The sequence below is a fragment of the Dokdonia genika genome, assembly GCF_042652845.1.
GTDB classification, from domain to species: domain Bacteria; phylum Bacteroidota; class Bacteroidia; order Flavobacteriales; family Flavobacteriaceae; genus Dokdonia; species Dokdonia donghaensis.
Genome location: NZ_JBHSHB010000008.1, coordinates 248,782 through 267,653 on the forward strand (window position 1 = coordinate 248,782; position 18,872 = coordinate 267,653).

The window sequence follows — 18,872 nt, forward strand, 5'->3', positions numbered from 1 at the left end:
TTAAAGTTTTAGGAATGTCTAGAGTTTGTGAGCTTACAGGTAAAAAAGCAATGGTAGGAAACAATGTTTCCCACGCGATGAATAAGACGAAGCGTAAATTTAACGTGAATCTTATGAAAAAACGTTTTTACCTTCCAGCAGAGGATAAGTGGATCACTTTGAAAGTGTCTGCATCTGCATTAAAAAATATCAATAAGAAAGGAATCGACGCGGTTGTTAAAGAGGCTCGCGCAAACGGATTCTTAACTAAATAATCCCATAAAGTAAACCGAGATGGCAAAGAAAGGGAATAGAGTACAAGTAATCTTAGAGTGCACAGAGCACAAAGCGACTGGTCAACCAGGAACGTCAAGATACATCACGACAAAAAATAAAAAGAACACACCTGACCGTATGGAGTTGAAGAAATTCAACAACGTACTTAAGAAGATGACTGTTCATAAAGAAATCAAATAAGTTATGGCAAAGAAATCAGTTGCATCGTTACAGACAGGATCAAAGCGTTTAACTAAAGCGATCAAAATGGTAAAATCTCCAAAAACTGGAGCTTACACTTTTGTTGAGTCAGTAATGTCTCCAGATCAAGTAAGCGATTTCTTAGCTAAGAAATAAGCTTTACTTTAAGATAGTTCAAAACCCGTTTCATTTATTGAGACGGGTTTTTTGTGCTTTATCAACATAAGCGAGCACAAAAAGTAAATCCTCCTATCAAAAGTTTGATAGGAGGATTTGTTATGTGATTTATTTTAAAGTAGTACTTTATTGTAACTAGTGGGTGTTAAAATCGTATTAGTTAGTAAATTTCCACTCTACATAGTCGCCTACTTCTATAACCCATTCTTCAGATAGGCCTCCATTTATTTTTAATACGAGTTGTGCTGGTACTTGAGAAGGTAAAAATGTACTATCATCTAGAGGAGTTGTATTCTCTGCAAAGCTCACGATTCTATTATCTCCGTTTATAAAGATAATATCTAGTGGGTAGCGTATGTCTTTCATAAAGTACCCACGTAAATCCTCTTCTGGATACAAAAATAACATACCTTGATGGGCTTTTAAAAGGCCTCTATTTTTGAGATCTGTTTCTTGCTCAAAGGCAGTATCTGCTACTTCTACATCTATTGTTCTTATAAGTTTGCCAGAAGCTTTATATAGTGATAATTCTCCCTCTTTATTAAATGCAGGAGTCTCCATAGTTATTACTTTATCAGAGCCACTAGTATTATTACAACTGCTTAATGTTAATAAGGCAGCGAGTGATAGCGTAAAGGGTTTAATTAGTTTCATTAATAGGTTTTTTAGTAAATGCGGTAATAACAAAGTAGAGTCCAATAAGGATAAAGGGAATACTCAATACTTGCCCTGTGTTAAGGTTAAATATCCAGTCCTCTCTACCTTCTACTTGTTCTCTCTTGAAGTTTTCGACCACAAGGCGCACTGTCATAAGAAGAAGTAAAAATAATCCAAACAAGAATCCAGGTTTTTTACGCGCTTCGGTTTTCCAGTATAGAAGGTATAATATGATAAATACAAATACATAGCCAAATGCTTCCATAAGTTGCCCCGGGTATCGGTAAGGAATACTACTTATTATTTCGGCAAATTGTGGATCTTCTGTAAGGGCTTGATATGCCTTTTTTGGGTTTTGTATGTTTGTAAGGCTTACAGCACGTCGCTCAGAAATCTCATCTTGTACAAACTGTATGCCTAGTGGACCATCTGTAATTTTACCCACCATTTCTGAGTTTAAAAAGTTACCTATGCGCACAAAAATAGCTCCAGATGCGCAGGTAATAACTACGCGGTCTAAAATCCATAGCACAGATTTATGTAAGATTTTTTTATTGTATAAATAAAGGCCAAATATAGTCGCGATGGCAGCACCGTGACTGGCAAGGCCTCTAAAACCAGTAAACTCAAATTCTGGTACAAACCTAAACGGAAGAATTACAGATAGTGGGTCTTCCCATAAAAGCTCTGTTTGATAAAAAAATACGTGACCTAACCTAGCTCCCAGTAGTATAGAAACGACTGCGTAGATAAAAAGACTATCTAATTTTTCTATAGCAACCTCCTCACGTTGAAACATCTTTTTCATCAAGTAAAAACCTAATGAAAATGCCACTACAAACATCAAACTGTAAAAATGGATGGTGATAAAACCTAAATCTAATCCAGATACTGGGTTCCAAGTAAATTTGAGTGCAAACATATTTTCTATTTTGATCTTTTTAGCACCGTACTTATGACGCTGTGTTTATAATTATGGACAGCAAGTTAAAACCTTAATGGCAGATAGTAAAAAGCTTTAGTCATTATTTAAGGGTTCTTTTTCTGGCACGGGATCATAACCTTGGCCACCCCAAGGATGGCAAGATAAAATACGTTTTAATGCTAGCTTTCCTCCTGTTAAAAGTCCGTGCCTTTGTAAAGCCGTCTTGGTGTAATGAGAACAAGTGGGTGAGTAGCGGCAGGTGCTAGGTGTCCACGAGGAGATAAATTTTTGGTAAAACCAGATGATTCCTAAAAAGGGAGCAATTGCTATTTTCTTTGCAGAAGTCATTAGTTTACAGTAAAGGTAGTACCCTCACGACCATCTTTCAGTTGAATTCCTAGCTCTATAAGTTCATCTCGTATTTTGTCACTTAGTGCAAAATCTTTGTTTTCGCGTGCTTCCTTACGAAGTTTTATAAGCAGCTCTACGGTGCCACTTAATTTTGAGTCGTCCGCTTTCGCGAAAGCGTTATGGTCTTCAAGTCCAAGTACGTCAAAAACGAATGCATTAATCGTCTCAAGTAATAACTTAAGGTCACTTGCAGTGATGGTTGCTTTTCCGTCTTTAATAAGGTGTATTTGCTTTACTGCATCAAAAAGATGTGCAATGAGTATCGGAGTGTTAAAATCGTCATTCATCGCGGCGTAGCAAGACGCCTTCCAGTCGTTTACATTAAAGCTACTTTTTTTAGATGTGTCTAGATTTTTTGCAATCTTAAGCGCTTCCATTAGTCTGTTAAAACCTTTTTCACTCGCTAGTAATGCGTCATTTGAGAAGTCCATAATGCTGCGGTAGCTACTCTGTAAGATAAAAAACCTTGCAACGCTAGGGGCAAACCCTTTTGTTAAGTGGGGACTGTCTCCTGTAAAAATCTCACCTGGGTTGATACTGTTACCAGTACTCTTTGCCATTTTCTGACCGTTAAGAGTTAGCATATTTGCGTGTAGCCAGTACTTTACAGGCTCTGTTCCTATTGCAGCTTCATTTTGAGCAATCTCACACTCGTGGTGAGGGAACTTAAGATCCATACCACCACCGTGTATATCAAACTGTTCTCCTAGATATTTTGTGCTCATTGCAGTACACTCTAGGTGCCACCCTGGGAAGCCATCACCCCACGGGCTAGGCCAGCGCATTATGTGCTCAGGTTCGGCTTTTTTCCAAAGTGCAAAATCTTGAGGATTATTCTTCTCATCTTGAGCACTAAGGGCTCGAGTGTTTGTAATCATATCTTCTAGCTTGCGGCCAGAAAGTTTACCATACTCGTGGTCTTCATTAAATTTTATTACATCAAAGTATACAGAGCCATTTTTCTCATAAGCATACCCGTTGTCTATAATCTTTTTGATTATTTCTATTTGCTCTATGATGTGACCTGTAGCTGTAGGTTCTATACTAGGAGGTAAGAAATTAAATTTATTGAGAATGTCGTGAAAGTCTAGCGTGTACTTCTGTACAACTTCCATAGGCTCAATTTGCTCTAGTCTTGCTTTTTTTGCAATCTTATCTTCTCCTTGATCTGCATCATCTGTGAGGTGACCAGCATCTGTAATATTACGCACATAGCGCACTTTATAACCTAAGTGTTTGAGATACCTAAATATCATATCAAAACTCATAAAGGTGCGCACATTACCTAAGTGTACATTACTATATACCGTAGGACCGCACACATACATACCTACATAACCCTCGAGTAGAGGTGTGAAGATTTCTTTCTTTCCAGAAAGCGAATTGTAAACTGTGAGTTCTTGATCTTGGTATAAAGGCATTTTATGTGCTATTTATGTGTGTAACGAAGGTAAATATCTTAATTGTAAAACTCAAAAAGCGGTCACTAAAAAGAAACCGCTTTTTTATAGGTATGTATAAGCAAGCTGTAGCTTCTTAAAAATCTGTGTCTAGCTTGATGTAGTCTAAAAATTCTCTACGTGTAGCTTCTTCTTTAAACTTCCCACCAAACTCGCTAGTTACCGTGCTACTTTCTATATCACGTATACCACGGCTGTTTACACAAAGGTGTTTTGCATCTATAACGCAGGCTACATCTTCTGTGCCCATAGCACGTTGTAATTCTTGCACAATTTGCATAGTGAGTCGCTCTTGTACTTGAGGACGCTTTGCATAGTAGTCTACAATGCGGTTCATTTTACTAAGCCCTACTACGGTTCCGTTTGAGATGTATGCTACGTGTGCACGACCTACTATAGGTAGTAAGTGATGCTCACAAGTAGAGTATACTGTAATGTTTTTTTCAACTAGCATCTCTCCGTATTTGTAGTTATTATCAAATACTGAAACATTAGGCTTATTATCAGGATGTAAACCAGAAAATATCTCGTTTACAAACATCTTTGCCACACGTTTTGGTGTTCCTTTAAGGCTGTCGTCTGTCATATCTAGCCCTAGGGTTTCCATAATGTGAGCGACGTCTTTCTGGATGCTTACAAGTTTATCTGCATTGCTCATTTCAAAAGCATCTGCGCGCAATGGGGTAACCGCACTGGTCCCTATGTGATCATCACCTATTGCTTCAATCTGTTCTAATTGTCTTTCTAATTCTGTTTTCATAGTATGCGGTACTCCTTTTAATGGGGTCTTTTACGCTTTCGCGAAAGCGTAATCAACACATTATTTTTACCTCAGTCGTTAAGACTTTTAAAGGCTTGCAAAGGTACGCAATAAACTGCGTTATTTTATAGAACTTAATGACTGAAGCGTTGTATCTCGATAGCTTCTACTTATAGGGATAACGGTTTTATCTATAGTGATGTGCTCATTTGTGTAGCTATCTATTTTTTGCACAGCAACTACGTATGAGCGATGGGTTCTTAAGAATTGTTTTGTGGGCAATTTTTCTATAGTAGATGATAGTGTCTCGCGGGTAACAATTATCTCATCGTTGGTGTGAATTTTTAGGTAGTCACCTAGACTTTCTATATAAAGAATACTGTCAAAGTCTACCTTCACCATTTTACGGTCAGATCTAAAAAAGGTAAATGTATCTGTAATGGTTTTTTGTGCTGGCTTATCTACTTCGTTATAAAATTTTTGTAGGGCCTTCATTAATCTTTCTAGTGAGATAGGTTTAAGTAGGTAGTCTACTGCTTGAAGATCAAAACCATCTATGGCATACTCACGGTAAGCGGTGGTAAAAATAATCTTAGTATTACCTTGTATTGCTCTGGCAAACATAAGACCTGTGACCTCTGGCATATTTATGTCTAAAAATACAAGGTCTACATCGTGAGCACTTAGAGCGCTAAAACCCTGTGCGGCATTTTTACAAGAGGCTTTCACGCTTATTTGTTCAATTTTTGAAAGGTGACTTTCTAAAATCTCACGTGCCATAGGCTCGTCGTCTATTATGATTGCATTGTACGTTCTCATTGATCTAATGTAATGTTTACATCTAGGTAAAACCAGTTGTCTTTTAACTCACTTGTGAGTGTGTATCTCTGTGGGTAAAGCACATCAAGTCTTTTTTTACTGTTTTTAAGGCCAAGACCGTGATTAAGCGTGTTGTTTTGAGCAGCTTTTACTGTATTTTTTATTGTAAAATGTAATCGCTTATCTACCACCTCAAGATGTATGTTTATAATAAGGAACTCATCTATAGGTCCTCCGTGTTTAAAAGCATTTTCTACAAACGCGATAAATAACATAGGCGGGACTTGAATATCTCGCTGTATGTTTTTTGTAAAGGTCACGCTTAGAGACTCTCTAAAACGCACCTGCTCAAGACCTATATAAGAATCTATATATCCAGTCTCTTCAGATATGGCAACGGTCTTTTTCTTTATTTGATTAAGTGAGTAATCGAGTAGATTAGATAATTTGAGAATCAGGTCAGGAGTGTGCTTAGATTCTTTTAGGGCTGCTCCATAAATCGTATTAAGTGTGTTAAATAAAAAATGTGGGTGTATTTGTTCTTTAAGGTAATGGAGTTCCTTTTCTTTAAGTAGTAATTGCCCTTCTAGAATTTTATTTTCTAATACACTATTGCGATGTATTGCCTTGTAGTTGTATTTGAGGAGTTGTGCAAGTGAGACTAACCCAGCCACGAGGTACACAAGTATAAAAACAAAAACAAAGTTGCGTGTGAGCAAGGGCATTTGCTTCATATCATAATTAGATAAAAAGATAAAGTTTATGAAGGTGATTATAATTATTAAAAACAGTGAGCCTACTACAGTGTATAATAGGTATGCAGTAAAAAAAATATATCTCTTTTTGAGAAGGAAACGTGGTATTAGATAATATGCAATAATGTAGGTTACTACGATAGTAATAGGTAAGAGGCTAGTTGCAAAGTGTATGACAAACTGATCTTTATCTGCCGCATAGCTAAAGAAATAAATGTAAAATAACCATACTAATACCCATAGTACAATATGTATAGGTAAGTAAATGGTTTTTTTAAGCAAAGATGCTAGCATCTCACAAAGATGACAAAAAAATGATAGCCCTTATTTATTTTGAGATGAATAACGCTTTATATGCTGTCTATAACCTAACAGGCTGGTGGTTATTCGTTGACGGATTTTAAATTGCTATATTGGAAGTATAAACTGGTACTCGTCGCAAATAATATTAAGAAGTATTTTATCTCTCTAGATTTACATCACATTAATCTTAAAAACTAAAGTTATGTCACAAATTATCGATCGTATTAATGAAGGAGGGCCATTATTTATGGTACCTATTTTACTTGTTTTACTTGCAGTAGTAGTCTTATTTATTTTAGCACTTGTAGGTAAAAAGCGTGTAAGAAATACACTAGAGCTCATAGGTCATCTCAGTCTTTTTGCACTTATGTGGGGACTTCTCGGGTCTACTATAGGTCTTATTACGGCCTTTGATGCTATAGAGGGAAATGGAAATATCTCACAGCCTATGATGGCAGGAGGACTCAAAGTAGCCTTGCTATGTACCGTTTTTGGGTTACTATGCTTTGTGATAAGCAGGGTAGTAATGCTTGTGCTTACTATAAAAGCACAGAAGCAAGAAAATTTACCAGTAAGTTAATCTAGAAGGTACCAGTAAGCCCGGCGCGACCTAAGCCTACATTAAATTTCCAAGAAATGCTATTGTTTTTCTTAGAGCCGTCGGGATATACATTTGCCTTGTTCATATAGTTATCTATAGAATCTACAATCACAATACTAAGTGCAGCACTAAGGGCAACGTCTGTAAGCCAGTGGGCTCCACCCCATAATCTTTGTAAAGGAGCTATAGAGCCTATGGCATAAATACCAACCTTTACCCAAACATTATCAAATTGCTTTGCTACTGCGTGAGCCATTGTTACAGAAAGAATGGTGTGACCAGAAGGGAATGCTCTAAAACCAGCCTCGCCACTATAAGGATTAAAGCTAAATTTACCTTGACCATTAGTAGGTCTACTTCTTCCTGTTGATGCCTTAAGAAGTGTTTGTAATAATCCAGCGGTCACTGCAGATGAGGTCATTAAAGCTCCAGTACGACGTACTTTTTCATTTTTTGTAAATAACCCAAAAAGATAAGTGCCGGCTGTAATTCCATAAGCTACTTGAGGGCTCCCCAGTCGCTCTCCAGCTTCATCAAGTACCGTAGGGATATCTTCTCTTCTATCTATAAAGTAGTTTTCTACATCATCATCTACAAAGTAGAGGAGTGCAGTACCACCTACAATGGCTCCTGCCACAATAAAGTCATCCTTTTTCCATCGCAGAGGGCCTGTGTATGCGTGGCCTATGCCTTTAAGCATCACCTTTGTATCGTAAAAAGCAAGTTTTAAAATCCCCAGAGTATCTTGCTCTTGAGAAGGAATAGGTGTTTGTGCTTTACAAAAAACAGAAAATAGGACTACAAGTATGAGTGTATAAGTATATTTCATAACAAGATGTATAGAGGGTGCTCTTAATTATAAGATTGTATGTAAGCTTTAATTAAAAAAGCTTCTTTTTTCTTAGTTCAAAGTTCTGACCTAGATAGACTTTTCTCACCATCTCATCTGCTGCGAGTTCTTCTGGCTCTCCGTGTTTGAGTATACTTCCTTCAAACATTAGGTAAGTGCGGTCTGTGATAGCCAGCGTTTCTTGCACATTGTGATCTGTGATAAGGATGCCTATATTTTTATTTTTGAGCTGTGCAACGATGCGCTGTATATCTTCTACAGCAACTGGGTCTACACCGGCAAAGGGCTCATCTAGTAATATAAAAGATGGCGAGGTAGCAAGAGCTCTAGCAATTTCTGTACGTCTACGCTCTCCACCAGATAAAAGGTCACCACGGCTTTTACGTATATGCCCTAAGCTAAACTCTTCTATAAGCTCCTCCATCTTGTGAAGTTGCTCTTTTTTAGACAGTTTAGTAAGTTGTAAAACGCTTAGTATATTATCTTCTATACTCAGTTTTCTAAAAACAGAAGCTTCTTGCGCTAGGTAGCCTATACCGTTTTGCGCTCTTTTATACATAGGGTATTTAGTAATATCTTGCTGGTCTAGGTATATGTTACCGCCATTAGGTTTTACAAGACCCACTATCATATAAAACGACGTAGTCTTCCCGGCTCCATTAGGGCCTAAGAGCCCTACAATTTCACCTTGGTTAACCTCTACAGAAATCCCTTTTACAACCTTTCGGCCTTTGTAAGATTTCATTAAGTTTTCTGCGCGTAGTTTCATAGATAACAAATATACGTATTGTTTAAGCCTTTATTTTAAAGATCTATAACGCTCATTAAGAACGAGCATTGTAGATCTTTATAACAGAAAAGAAATGCTTATTGATTTCCTTTCTTTTCATCTAGGGCTTCCCAGTACTCATAAGCACGGCGTAGGTGTGGTATTACTATAGTTCCTCCTACAAGAGTACCTATACTAAGTGTTTCCATCACCTCCTCTTTTGTCACGCCCTCGTCGTGGCAGCTTTCTAAGTGATATTTTACACAGTCATCACAGCGTAGCACTGTAGAGGCAACAAGACCTAAAAGTTCTTTTGTTTTTTTATCAAGAGCACCTTCGGTAAAAGCGTTTGTGTCAAGATTAAAGATGCGCTTTACAATTTTGTTATTGTCTGCGAGTATTTTATCATTCATTTTTGAACGATAGCTATTAAAGTCGTCTATTATGTTGTTACTCATAATGTAAGTGGGGGTTTACGCTTTCGCGAAAGCGTACAACGATTAATTATTAATAATTTTTACCTGTTCCTTATGCGAGACCGGCTTTTTTGAGTCGGCGTTTTTCTCTTCTTATTACACCTCTTGAGATAAAAATACTAACCTCGTAAAGTATAATTATTGGTATAGCAACAATGACTTGTGTTGATATATCTGGCGGTGTGATTATGGCAGCCAAAATTAATACAATTACAAGCGCATACTTTCTGTTTTTCTTTAAAAATTCTGGTGTAACTAGGCCTATTTTAGTTAAAAAATACATAATGATAGGTAGTTCAAATATAAAACCAGAGGCTAGTACAGATGCACGCACAAGCCCTATAAATGAGTCTATGTCAAATTCATTTTGAACGGCTTCAGATATTTTAAAAGTGGCAAGAAAGTTTATAGAAAGTGGTGCTACTACAAAGTATCCAAATGCTGCTCCCATAAAGAAAAGCAATGAGGCAACAACTATAAAACCCTTACTAGATTTACGCTCATTCTCATATAAGCCTGGTGAGATAAATTTCCAAAATTCATAAAGTATGTATGGAAAACCTATCACAACGCCCGCCATAATGGAGGTCCATATAGCTGCGCTAAACTGTCCTGCAACCTTTCTACTCTGTATGATAAAATCCATATCACCATCTGCAATGCATCCTTTTTCTGCCCCAAAGAAGCGTGATATCTCACACAGTATGTCGTAAGAAACAAAGTCAGGACTTTGTGGTCCAAAGATGATTTTAAAAAGTGTTCCCTTAAAAATAAAAGCGACTACACCTATGATAACTACTGCTAGTGTTGCTCTTATTAAATGCCATCTTAATTCTTCAAGATGATCCAGAAAGGACATCTCATCTGGATGTTTTTTTTCTTTTTTTGCCATTATGCGATTCCTTCTTTTATGAGGTCGTGTATATGTACAACGCCAGCATAGTTCCCATCTTTTACGACCAGTAGCTGGCTTATGTTATGTTCTTCTAGAATATCTTTTGCAGCGATTGCCATAGCTGTGTGATTTACAGTTTTTGGATTTTCGCTCATAATCTGTTGTGCTGTAAGGCCTTCTAGTGAGTCGTTTTTCGCAAGCATTCTACGCAGGTCCCCATCTGTGATTATTCCTTGGATAACCCCATTTAGAACGACAGCGGTTACACCTAGTCTTTTTTTAGAGATTTCAACGATAACCTCTTTAATGCTTGCATCTGGTGTTACTGCAGGGTTCTGGTGTGTGGCACATATATCTTGTACTGTAAGATATAATCGCTTGCCTAGCGCACCTCCTGGGTGATACTTTGCAAAGTCTTTTTCTGTAAAACCTCTTAGATCTAGTAGGGCTACAGCAACCGCATCGCCTATAACGAGCTGTGCCGTTGTGCTTGTAGTAGGAGCAAGGTTATTAGGGCAAGCCTCTTCTTTTACAAAAGCGTGTAAAACATAGTCTGCCTCATTGCCTAAAAATGATGTTTTATTTGAAGTAATTGCAATGAGTGTATTCTTAGTTTTTTTAATAAGTGGGACTAAGGCTTTAATCTCTGGTGTTGTACCACTTTTTGAGATACATATTACAATATCATCTATAAGTATACTCCCTAGGTCGCCGTGTATTGCATCTGCCGCGTGCATAAATAGTGCAGGAGTACCCGTACTGTTAAGCGTTGCAACTATTTTTTGAGCTATAATGGCGCTTTTACCTATACCTGTAATAACAACTCTACCTTTTGATGAGTAAATAGCTTGCACTGCTTGAGCAAATTCTTCATCTATAAGAGATGATAGATTTGCAATGGCGGCTTGCTCTATGTTAATGGTTTTCTGTGCGCTAGCAATGATTTGCTGAGTAATGTTCAAAACTTGGTTTTGTTATGATTTGTTTAACGTGGGGAAATTACTATCTTTAGAAAACACAAAGGTATGTAAAAATGCATTTGAATAGATGAAGACAGAACAAATAGACTTACACAAAGAACTTAAGAAATATTTTGGCTTTGGTCAGTTTAAGGGTTTGCAGGAAGAGGTAATTAAAAGCATTGTAGGAGGAAACCACACCTTTGTTATAATGCCTACTGGTGGTGGTAAATCACTATGTTACCAACTGCCAGCTCTTATAGCAGAGGGAACCGCTATTGTGGTATCTCCTCTCATAGCTCTTATGAAAAATCAAGTAGATGCCTTGCGCGGTATCTCACAAGATGAGGGCATTGCTCACGTTTTAAATAGTTCTCTTACTAAAGGAGAGATTAAAACGGTTAAAGAGGATATAGCAAGAGGTGTTACAAAACTGCTGTATGTTGCTCCAGAATCACTTACCAAAGAAGAAAATGTAGAGTTCTTACGTGAGCAGAAAATATCTTTTCTGGCTATAGACGAGGCACACTGTATCTCAGAGTGGGGTCACGACTTTAGGCCTGAGTATAGAAACCTTAGAAAGATTATAGGAAGAATAGGTGATAATATCCCTATCATAGCTGTAACAGCTACTGCCACACCAAAAGTGCAAGAAGATATTCTTAAAAACTTAGGGATAACAAACGCAAATACTTTCAAAGCTTCCTTTAATAGACCTAACCTTTATTATGAAGTGCGTCCTAAAACAGCACAAGTAGATGCAGATATCATTCGTTTTGTAAAGCAAAATGAAGGTAAGAGCGGCATAATCTATTGCCTTGCACGTAAACGTGTAGAAGAGCTCGCACAAACGCTACAGGTCAATGGACTTAAAGCAGTGCCTTATCACGCAGGTCTAGATGCAAAGACTAGAGCAAGACATCAAGATATGTTCTTAATGGAAGATGTAGATGTTGTGGTTGCAACTATAGCCTTTGGTATGGGTATAGATAAGCCAGATGTGCGCTTTGTGATTCATCACGATATACCTAAAAGTATAGAGAGCTATTATCAAGAAACAGGTCGTGCTGGTCGCGATGGAGGTGAGGGACATTGTCTTGCTTTTTATGCCTATAAGGATATTGAGAAGCTCGAGAAGTTTATGAGTGGTAAGCCCGTTGCAGAGCAGGAAATAGGTCACGCACTATTGCAAGAAGTTGTCGCATTTGCAGAGACAAGTATTTCTAGAAGAAAGTTTATCCTTCATTATTTTGGTGAAGAGTTTGATAATGCAACTGGAGAAGGTGGGATGTTGGATGATAATATGCGCAACCCAAAGAAGAAGCACGAAGCAAAAGGTGAACTTGTAAAAGTGCTTACTGTTATACGTGACACAAAAGAAATTTATAAGAGTAAAGAAGTAGTCTTCACGCTTAGGGGTAAGGAAAACGCAATCATCACCTCTCATAAAACACACGAGCAAGCATTCTTTGGAATAGGTAAAGGCCAGAAAAAAGAATATTGGTTTGCACTATTAAGACAAGCTATTGTCGCAGGATATATTAAAAAAGATATAGAGACCTATGGTGTGATAAAAATGACACCTAAAGGTCTTTCCTTCATAGAAGAACCATCTTCATTTATGATGACAGATGATCATACCTTTGGGGTAGATGCAGACAATACAATTATCTCTGCCCAAAAAGCTGGCGGTGCAGATAAAAAACTGATGGAAATGCTACGTGACTTGCGTAAAAAGGTTGCCAAAAGGCTCGATGTACCTCCATTTGTAGTTTTTCAAGACCCATCATTGCAAGATATGGCTATAAAGTATCCTATCACCATTCAAGAGCTAGGTAACGTACACGGTGTAGGCGATGGAAAGGCAAAAAAGTATGGAAAAGATTTTGTAAAGCTCATACAGACTTATGTGGAGGAAAATGATATCCTTCGTCCAGATGATCTTGTTGTTAAAAGTACAGGAGCAAACAGTGGTCTTAAACTTTATATTATACAAAATGTAGATCGTAAACTGCCGCTAGATGATCTTGCTTCTGCAAAGGGTAAGGAAATGCCAGATTTTATAAAAGAGATGGAAGCCATAGTTTTTAGTGGTACCAGACTCAACATAGACTATTGGATTAATGACATACTTGATGAAGATCAACAAGAAGAGTTACACGATTACTTTATGGAGGCAGAGACAGATAAAATAGATGTCGCTATGGAAGAGTTTGATGGAGAATATGAAGATGAGGAGCTTCGTCTGTATAGAATTAAATTTATGAGCGAGGTCGCAAACTAGGCTCTTATAGCGTGAGGTGTATAATTACGCTTTCGCGAAAGCGTAACAAAAACCATCGCCAGCACATCCACTTTTAGTTACAATAGTTTTTTTAAGTATCACGATGCTAAAATTTGTTTACAACATACGACACTATTTTGAAAAACGTGGCTTTTACGTATCATCGAGGCTTGCAGATAGGTTAGGTATGCGAGCAAAGAATGTACGTCTTTTTTTTATTTACGTATCGTTTGCAACGCTGGGAGCAGGTTTTGCATTGTACCTAACCGTAGCCTTCTGGCTTAAACTTAAAGATCTCATTTATACAAAACGAACCTCTGTTTTTGATCTATGAGACTATTCTCTCTATTTAAACATAAGATTTATCTTGCTGTTATACTTCTTGTAATTACTCTTTTTATAGGTGTTGTAGGGTATAGATTTATCGCAGATTATAGCTGGGTAGACGCTATGTATATGACGGTTATAACCATTACCACGGTAGGTTTTGGAGAAGTGGTGCCACTTACTCCAGAGGCAAAGATTTTTACTATAATACTTATTTTACTTAGTGTAGTAATTGTAGGTTTTGCTATTACCGTAATCTCTGAGTATATATTGAGCAGAAGTTCTTACAATGATTTAATACATAGAAAGGTGCAACAAGAAATAGATAAAATGAATGATCACATTATAGTGTGTGGTTATGGTCGTAATGGTCAAGAAGCTGTTCAAAAATTAATGGCATACAACAAGCAGTTTGTTGTGATTGAAATGGATACAGATATTATTGAAAAATATGAATCTGATAAGAATATTCATTTTGTAAATGGTAATGCAAATGAAGATGAAATTCTTGAAAAAGCAGGAATAGACCGTGCATCTGCATTATTATGTGCATTGCCTGAAGATGCAGATAATCTCTTTATTGTATTAAGTGCGAGGCAGCTTAATGGTACATTAAAAATTATAAGTAGAGCAACGGCAGAAACTTCACAAAAAAAGCTCAAACTTGCTGGAGCAGATAATGTGATTATGCCAGATCGCATAGGTGGTGACCATATGGCATCACTGGTGGTTGTTCCAGATCTTATTGAATTTTTAGACAACTTATCTGTAGTGGGAGAGGAGGATAGTATAAATGTTGAGGAAATAGGTTTTAGTCAAGTATGTCTAGATGGTAAAGAAGCCACTATTAAAGAAATTAATTTACGGTACAGAACTGGGTGTACTATTATAGGATATAGATCTCCATCTGGCAAGTACATTGTTAACCCTGAAGCAGATATGAGGATAGAAAAAGAATCTAAACTCATCGTTATAGGAAGGCCTGAACAAATCAAAAAACTACACGCTACTTTCGGTATTTAGTAAATGTGTACTATTTTAAGAGACTTTCCTTTGAATAAGGGGCATTTTTTTAGATATTGCTAGCTGAATTTTTATTATAACCAAACACATACATATGATGAAGAAATATCTTCTATTCATTTTATCAGCATTTATTCCATTAATTTCATTTGCACAAAACAACCAAGAAGTAGGAATTGATCAAAAAATTGATCAAGCATTCCAGCCTGTTTCAGATTTCTTTTCTTCTATCGTATTTTTTGAAGTAGCAGGTACTCCATTTGTACTTATATTACTTGTAGCAAGTGCTGCATTTTTTACAATTTACTTTGGTTTTCCAAACATTAGATATTTCTGGAGAGCTATCCAGACGGTACGTGGTAAATATGAAGATATTGAAAAACACGGGGCTACAGAGCTTTATGGAGAAGATGGTATCGCTCAAGGGCAAGATCTTACTAAAGTAGACATTGAAGATCATATTGAAAAAATAGATGACGACCTCGCTGTAGATGGTGATATTGTAGATACAATACGTGATGAAAGTTCAGATGGTGAAGTTTCTCACTTTCAAGCACTGGCAACAGCAGTTTCTGGTACCGTAGGTAATGGTAACATTGCAGGGGTTGCGCTAGCAATCGCATTAGGAGGACCAGGTGCAACATTCTGGATGATAGTTTGTGGTTTATTAGGGATGTCTACAAAATTTGTAGAGTGTACTCTAGGAGTACAATACAGAGATGTAGGTGAAGATGGTACCGTATACGGAGGGCCTATGTATTACCTTACTAAGGGGCTTAAAGCAAGAGGATTTGCAACAATAGGTAAAGTAGCAGCTGTAATTTTTGCAATCTTCTGTATAGGTGGATCTTTTGGTGGAGGTAACGCTGCACAATCTAACCAGGCAACCATTGTACTTAAAGAAATGTTTAATATGACAAGTGCAGCCTCTGGTTTTATAGTAGGTATTGTTCTTGCAATTATAGTAGGTATTATCATTATAGGTGGTATAAAACGTATTGCTCAGGTAACTGAGAAGGTGGTACCATTTATGGCAGTTATGTATGTTCTTGCTTGTTTATATATCATCTTTAGTAACTTTAGTCTTATAGATGATGCTGTAGCACTTATAGTGCAAGAAGCTTTTACTCCTACAGCAATTGGAGTAGGAGGTTTTATAGGAGTACTACTAGTTGGATTTAAAAGAGCTGCCTTTTCAAATGAGGCTGGTGCAGGTTCTGCATCTATTGCGCACTCTGCAGTACGTACAAAATATTCTGCAAGTGAGGGGCTAGTTGCATTATTAGAGCCTTTTATTGATACAGTACTTATCTGTTCTATGACCGCATTAGTAATCATTATCTTCAATTTCGGAGGATTCTTTGAGTATGGAGGAGACGGTACAGGTGCAGTATTAATAGGTGGAGAATCTTTTGAGGGTGCAGGTATTACTTCAAAGGCATTTGCAGAGTACATTCCTTACTCTAACGTGTTCTTAACGATAGCAGTTGTACTATTTGCAGTATCAACTATGATTTCTTGGTCTTACTACGGGTTACAATCTTGGAAATTCCTTTTCGGGCGTGGTAAAGTAGCAGATCTTGTATATAAAATATTATTCTTAACCTTTGTAGTGGTAGGAGCTTCTGCAAGTATGAATTCAATCTGGGCATTCTCAGATGCAATGATATTTGCAATGGTATTTCCTAATATGGTAGGTCTTTTCTTCTTATTCCCTGTGGTGAAAAAGCAGCTTAAAAGATACCTTGATGCTATAAAGCTTAAGGAGCAAGCTATAGACTAAGATCATATAAAATGAAACTATTTAAATCCCATTTTGTTTACGACAGACGTAAGCGAAATGGGATTTTATTTTTTGCCATACTTTGTCTTGCCTGTCTAGGAGTTATTGCTGTTAGTAAAAATCTTACAGATTCTCCTGCTGCAACACTGCAAGAAGATGCTCGTGTCCTGGCTTTTCAAAAAGAAATAGACTCGCTTAAAGCGATTGAGCTAGAAAGAAGAAAGCCTAAAATTTATCCTTTTAACCCTACATTACTCACAGATTATAATGGGTATAAACTCGGGATGAGTACAGAGGAAATAGATAGAGTAGTACGCTTTCGCGAAAGCGGAAAATGGTTTAACTCTACAGCAGAGTTTCAGCAAGTCTCAAAAGTATCAGACTCACTACTGGCGCAAATATCTCCCTATTTTAAATGGCCAAAATGGTTGCTAGAGCAACGCAAGACTCCACAAAAGAAAAATAATTATAAGAAGAAGTGGAAAACCGCCGAAGAGAAAGGAATGCTTAATAGCTTAACATATGAAGATTTACTCGCAATAGAGGGTGTAGATGAAAATGCTGCTACTGCTATTATACGACATCGTGATAAGGTGGGAGGTTATCAGGTGGATTTTCAGATTTACAGTGTCTATGGTGTAGATAAATCTGTAAAGAGGCTTGTGCTTAATCATTATACGGTAAAAAATAAGCCAGAAATCCGTTTTGTAAATGTAAATACTGCGACAGCATCAGACCTTTCTACGGTTCCATTGCTTAATTTTGATTTGGCAAAAGAAATAGTAGACTATCGTACGCTTAGAGAGGGAATTAGCTCACTAGAAGAATTGAAAGATTTGGAGGGTATGACAGACTTCAAATATGACATAATAGCGTTATATTTACAAATAAATTAAAATGTGCTATGATTACCTGCGATATCTTCAGTAAGCAGGGGTAAAAATAAGAATATGACAGATATGTATTTTACAGAGGAGCATAACCTCTTTCGCGAAAGCTTAAAAGATTTTCTTCAAAAAGAAGTAGTCCCACATATTGATAAATGGGAAGAAACTGGACAGATAGAACGTTTTATCTGGAAGAAATTTGGAGATATGGGATTCTTCGGGATTGCTTATCCAGAGGAGTATGGAGGGATGAACCTTGATTTCTTTTATACTGTAATACTACTAGAGGAGTTACAGAAGATTAATAGTGGAGGATTTGCAGCCGCTATATGGGCGCACGCTTATCTTGCGATGACGCACCTCAATGCAGAGGGAGATACTAGAATAAAGTCTGAATATCTTGCGCCTAGTATCGCTGGTGATAAAATAGGGTGTCTGTGTATTACAGAACCTTTTGGGGGAAGTGATGTGGCTGGTATGCGCACAACAGCTGTAAAAGAAGGTGATCACTATATTATTAATGGCTCAAAAACCTTTATTACAAACGGTGTTTACTCAGACTATCTAGTGGTTGCCGCAAAGACGGCACCAGAGCTAGGAGGTAAGGGTATGAGTATATTCCTTTTAGATAGAGATATGCCTGGTATTAATGCTACAAAACTTGATAAATTAGGTTGGAGAGCATCAGATACTGGTGAGATTTCTTTTGACAATGTAAAAGTTCCTGCCGAAAATTTAATGGGGGAGGAAAATGCTGGTTTTGGGTACATAATGCAACACTTTGCATCAGAACGTTTAATTATGGGTATCAATGCACACGCTAGAGCAGAGTATGCTATAGAGTATGCGTTAGGTTATATGAAAGAGCGTACCGCTTTTGGAGTTACAATAGATAAGTTTCAGGCATTACGCCACAAGCTAGCAGAACGTACAGCAGAGGTGGAGATGTCTAAAGCTTTTAATTATACAGTGGCTCATCGTCTAGGTAATGGCGAGTATGTTGTAAAAGAAGCAACTATGTCTAAGCTTACAGCAACAAAAATTGCAGACGAGGTAATTTATGATTGTTTACAGATGTTAGGAGGTTACGGTTATATGGAAGAATACCCGCTAGCTCGTATGTTACGTGATAGTCGCCTAGGTCCTATAGGTGGAGGAACATCTGAAATCTTACGAGAGATCATTGCAAAAATGGTTATCGATAAGAAGACTTACAAGCCTAAAACAGAAGAAATTTCAAAAAAATAAAGGTTACTGTTGCGGGATTGTTTTTTAAGCGTATCTTTGCAGTCTGA

22 protein-coding genes are annotated in these 18,872 nt (G+C 37.3%); 10 read left to right on the plus strand and 12 right to left on the minus strand.

Annotation, left to right across the window (positions count from 1 at the left end; translation table 11 throughout):
• Positions 1 to 14: 14 nt before the first annotated feature.
• Genes rpmB through ACFO5T_RS05065 form a run of 3 tightly spaced genes read left to right on the plus strand, consistent with a single transcriptional unit; the run spans position 15 to position 612 of the window.
• Complete coding sequence (gene rpmB / locus ACFO5T_RS05055) at positions 15 to 254, plus strand: 50S ribosomal protein L28 (protein WP_021778443.1); 240 nt, start codon at positions 15 to 17, stop codon at positions 252 to 254.
• Between the two features lie 19 nt (positions 255 to 273).
• Entirely contained in the window at positions 274 to 456 is a 183-nt protein-coding gene (gene rpmG, locus ACFO5T_RS05060; protein WP_013749890.1) for a 50S ribosomal protein L33, read from the plus strand.
• 3 nt (positions 457 to 459) lie between these two features.
• Positions 460 to 612: a DUF4295 domain-containing protein gene (locus ACFO5T_RS05065; protein WP_021778444.1), complete on the plus strand. Its 153-nt coding sequence runs from the start codon at positions 460 to 462 to the stop codon at positions 610 to 612.
• Between the two features lie 177 nt (positions 613 to 789).
• Here the strand turns inward: ACFO5T_RS05065 and ACFO5T_RS05070 are convergent, their stop codons facing one another.
• The 7 genes from ACFO5T_RS05070 to ACFO5T_RS05100 all read right to left on the minus strand — a co-directional run bounded on the left by ACFO5T_RS05070 (position 790) and on the right by ACFO5T_RS05100 (position 6,714).
• Positions 790 to 1,287: a DUF192 domain-containing protein gene (locus tag ACFO5T_RS05070; protein WP_375251951.1), complete on the minus strand. Its 498-nt coding sequence runs from the start codon at positions 1,285 to 1,287 to the stop codon at positions 790 to 792.
• On the minus strand, positions 1,274 to 2,212 hold the full coding sequence (gene lgt, locus ACFO5T_RS05075) for a prolipoprotein diacylglyceryl transferase (RefSeq protein WP_298347884.1): 939 nt from the start codon (positions 2,210 to 2,212) through the stop codon (positions 1,274 to 1,276). The genes ACFO5T_RS05070 and lgt overlap by 14 nt, the downstream gene beginning before the upstream one ends.
• 96 nt (positions 2,213 to 2,308) lie before the next feature.
• Positions 2,309 to 2,563: a membrane protein insertion efficiency factor YidD gene (gene yidD / locus ACFO5T_RS05080; RefSeq protein ID WP_375251954.1), complete on the minus strand. Its 255-nt coding sequence runs from the start codon at positions 2,561 to 2,563 to the stop codon at positions 2,309 to 2,311.
• Positions 2,563 to 4,047, minus strand: coding sequence for a cysteine--tRNA ligase (gene cysS, locus ACFO5T_RS05085; RefSeq protein WP_375251955.1), 1,485 nt, complete (start codon positions 4,045 to 4,047; stop codon positions 2,563 to 2,565). Before cysS ends, yidD begins: the two co-directional genes overlap by 1 nt.
• 115 nt (positions 4,048 to 4,162) lie before the next feature.
• Positions 4,163 to 4,846: a GTP cyclohydrolase I FolE gene (gene folE, locus ACFO5T_RS05090; RefSeq protein ID WP_375251956.1), complete on the minus strand. Its 684-nt coding sequence runs from the start codon at positions 4,844 to 4,846 to the stop codon at positions 4,163 to 4,165.
• Between the two features lie 120 nt (positions 4,847 to 4,966).
• The gene (locus ACFO5T_RS05095; protein ID WP_380032555.1) at positions 4,967 to 5,665 is read right to left on the minus strand and encodes a LytR/AlgR family response regulator transcription factor; all 699 of its coding nucleotides are present in this window, start codon (positions 5,663 to 5,665) and stop codon (positions 4,967 to 4,969) included.
• Entirely contained in the window at positions 5,662 to 6,714 is a 1,053-nt protein-coding gene (locus ACFO5T_RS05100; RefSeq protein ID WP_380032557.1) for a sensor histidine kinase, read from the minus strand. Before ACFO5T_RS05100 ends, ACFO5T_RS05095 begins: the two co-directional genes overlap by 4 nt.
• A gap of 211 nt (positions 6,715 to 6,925) precedes the next feature.
• Between ACFO5T_RS05100 and ACFO5T_RS05105 the strand changes: the two genes are divergently transcribed.
• Positions 6,926 to 7,303, plus strand: a complete 378-nt coding sequence (locus tag ACFO5T_RS05105; protein ID WP_021778453.1) for a MotA/TolQ/ExbB proton channel family protein — start codon at positions 6,926 to 6,928, stop codon at positions 7,301 to 7,303.
• Position 7,304: 1 nt separating this feature from the next.
• Here ACFO5T_RS05105 and ACFO5T_RS05110 read toward each other — a convergent pair whose 3' ends face one another.
• From ACFO5T_RS05110 to ACFO5T_RS05130, 5 genes are all read right to left on the minus strand, one after another.
• Positions 7,305 to 8,153, minus strand: coding sequence for a phosphatase PAP2 family protein (locus ACFO5T_RS05110; RefSeq protein ID WP_035325205.1), 849 nt, complete (start codon positions 8,151 to 8,153; stop codon positions 7,305 to 7,307).
• Between the two features lie 52 nt (positions 8,154 to 8,205).
• Positions 8,206 to 8,943, minus strand: a complete 738-nt coding sequence (gene lptB, locus ACFO5T_RS05115) for an LPS export ABC transporter ATP-binding protein (protein WP_021778455.1) — start codon at positions 8,941 to 8,943, stop codon at positions 8,206 to 8,208.
• Positions 8,944 to 9,041: 98 nt separating this feature from the next.
• Positions 9,042 to 9,401: a carboxymuconolactone decarboxylase family protein gene (locus tag ACFO5T_RS05120; RefSeq protein WP_380032560.1), complete on the minus strand. Its 360-nt coding sequence runs from the start codon at positions 9,399 to 9,401 to the stop codon at positions 9,042 to 9,044.
• Positions 9,402 to 9,471: 70 nt separating this feature from the next.
• Entirely contained in the window at positions 9,472 to 10,311 is an 840-nt protein-coding gene (tatC, locus tag ACFO5T_RS05125) for a twin-arginine translocase subunit TatC (protein WP_298347891.1), read from the minus strand.
• The gene (locus ACFO5T_RS05130; RefSeq protein WP_380032563.1) at positions 10,311 to 11,276 is read right to left on the minus strand and encodes a KpsF/GutQ family sugar-phosphate isomerase; all 966 of its coding nucleotides are present in this window, start codon (positions 11,274 to 11,276) and stop codon (positions 10,311 to 10,313) included. The genes tatC and ACFO5T_RS05130 overlap by 1 nt, the downstream gene beginning before the upstream one ends.
• 85 nt (positions 11,277 to 11,361) lie before the next feature.
• Between ACFO5T_RS05130 and ACFO5T_RS05135 the strand changes: the two genes are divergently transcribed.
• From ACFO5T_RS05135 to ACFO5T_RS05160, 6 genes are all read left to right on the plus strand, one after another.
• Positions 11,362 to 13,557: a RecQ family ATP-dependent DNA helicase gene (locus ACFO5T_RS05135; protein WP_380032565.1), complete on the plus strand. Its 2,196-nt coding sequence runs from the start codon at positions 11,362 to 11,364 to the stop codon at positions 13,555 to 13,557.
• A gap of 103 nt (positions 13,558 to 13,660) precedes the next feature.
• Positions 13,661 to 13,891, plus strand: coding sequence for a hypothetical protein (locus tag ACFO5T_RS05140; RefSeq protein WP_021778460.1), 231 nt, complete (start codon positions 13,661 to 13,663; stop codon positions 13,889 to 13,891).
• Positions 13,888 to 14,907, plus strand: coding sequence for a potassium channel family protein (locus ACFO5T_RS05145; protein WP_380032567.1), 1,020 nt, complete (start codon positions 13,888 to 13,890; stop codon positions 14,905 to 14,907). Before ACFO5T_RS05140 ends, ACFO5T_RS05145 begins: the two co-directional genes overlap by 4 nt.
• A 97-nt stretch (positions 14,908 to 15,004) precedes the next feature.
• Positions 15,005 to 16,690: an alanine/glycine:cation symporter family protein gene (locus ACFO5T_RS05150; protein WP_375253098.1), complete on the plus strand. Its 1,686-nt coding sequence runs from the start codon at positions 15,005 to 15,007 to the stop codon at positions 16,688 to 16,690.
• Positions 16,691 to 16,701: 11 nt separating this feature from the next.
• On the plus strand, positions 16,702 to 17,586 hold the full coding sequence (locus tag ACFO5T_RS05155) for a helix-hairpin-helix domain-containing protein (RefSeq protein WP_380032569.1): 885 nt from the start codon (positions 16,702 to 16,704) through the stop codon (positions 17,584 to 17,586).
• Between the two features lie 54 nt (positions 17,587 to 17,640).
• Positions 17,641 to 18,825, plus strand: coding sequence for an acyl-CoA dehydrogenase family protein (locus tag ACFO5T_RS05160; protein WP_375253094.1), 1,185 nt, complete (start codon positions 17,641 to 17,643; stop codon positions 18,823 to 18,825).
• The last annotated feature ends 47 nt before the right edge of the window (positions 18,826 to 18,872 follow it).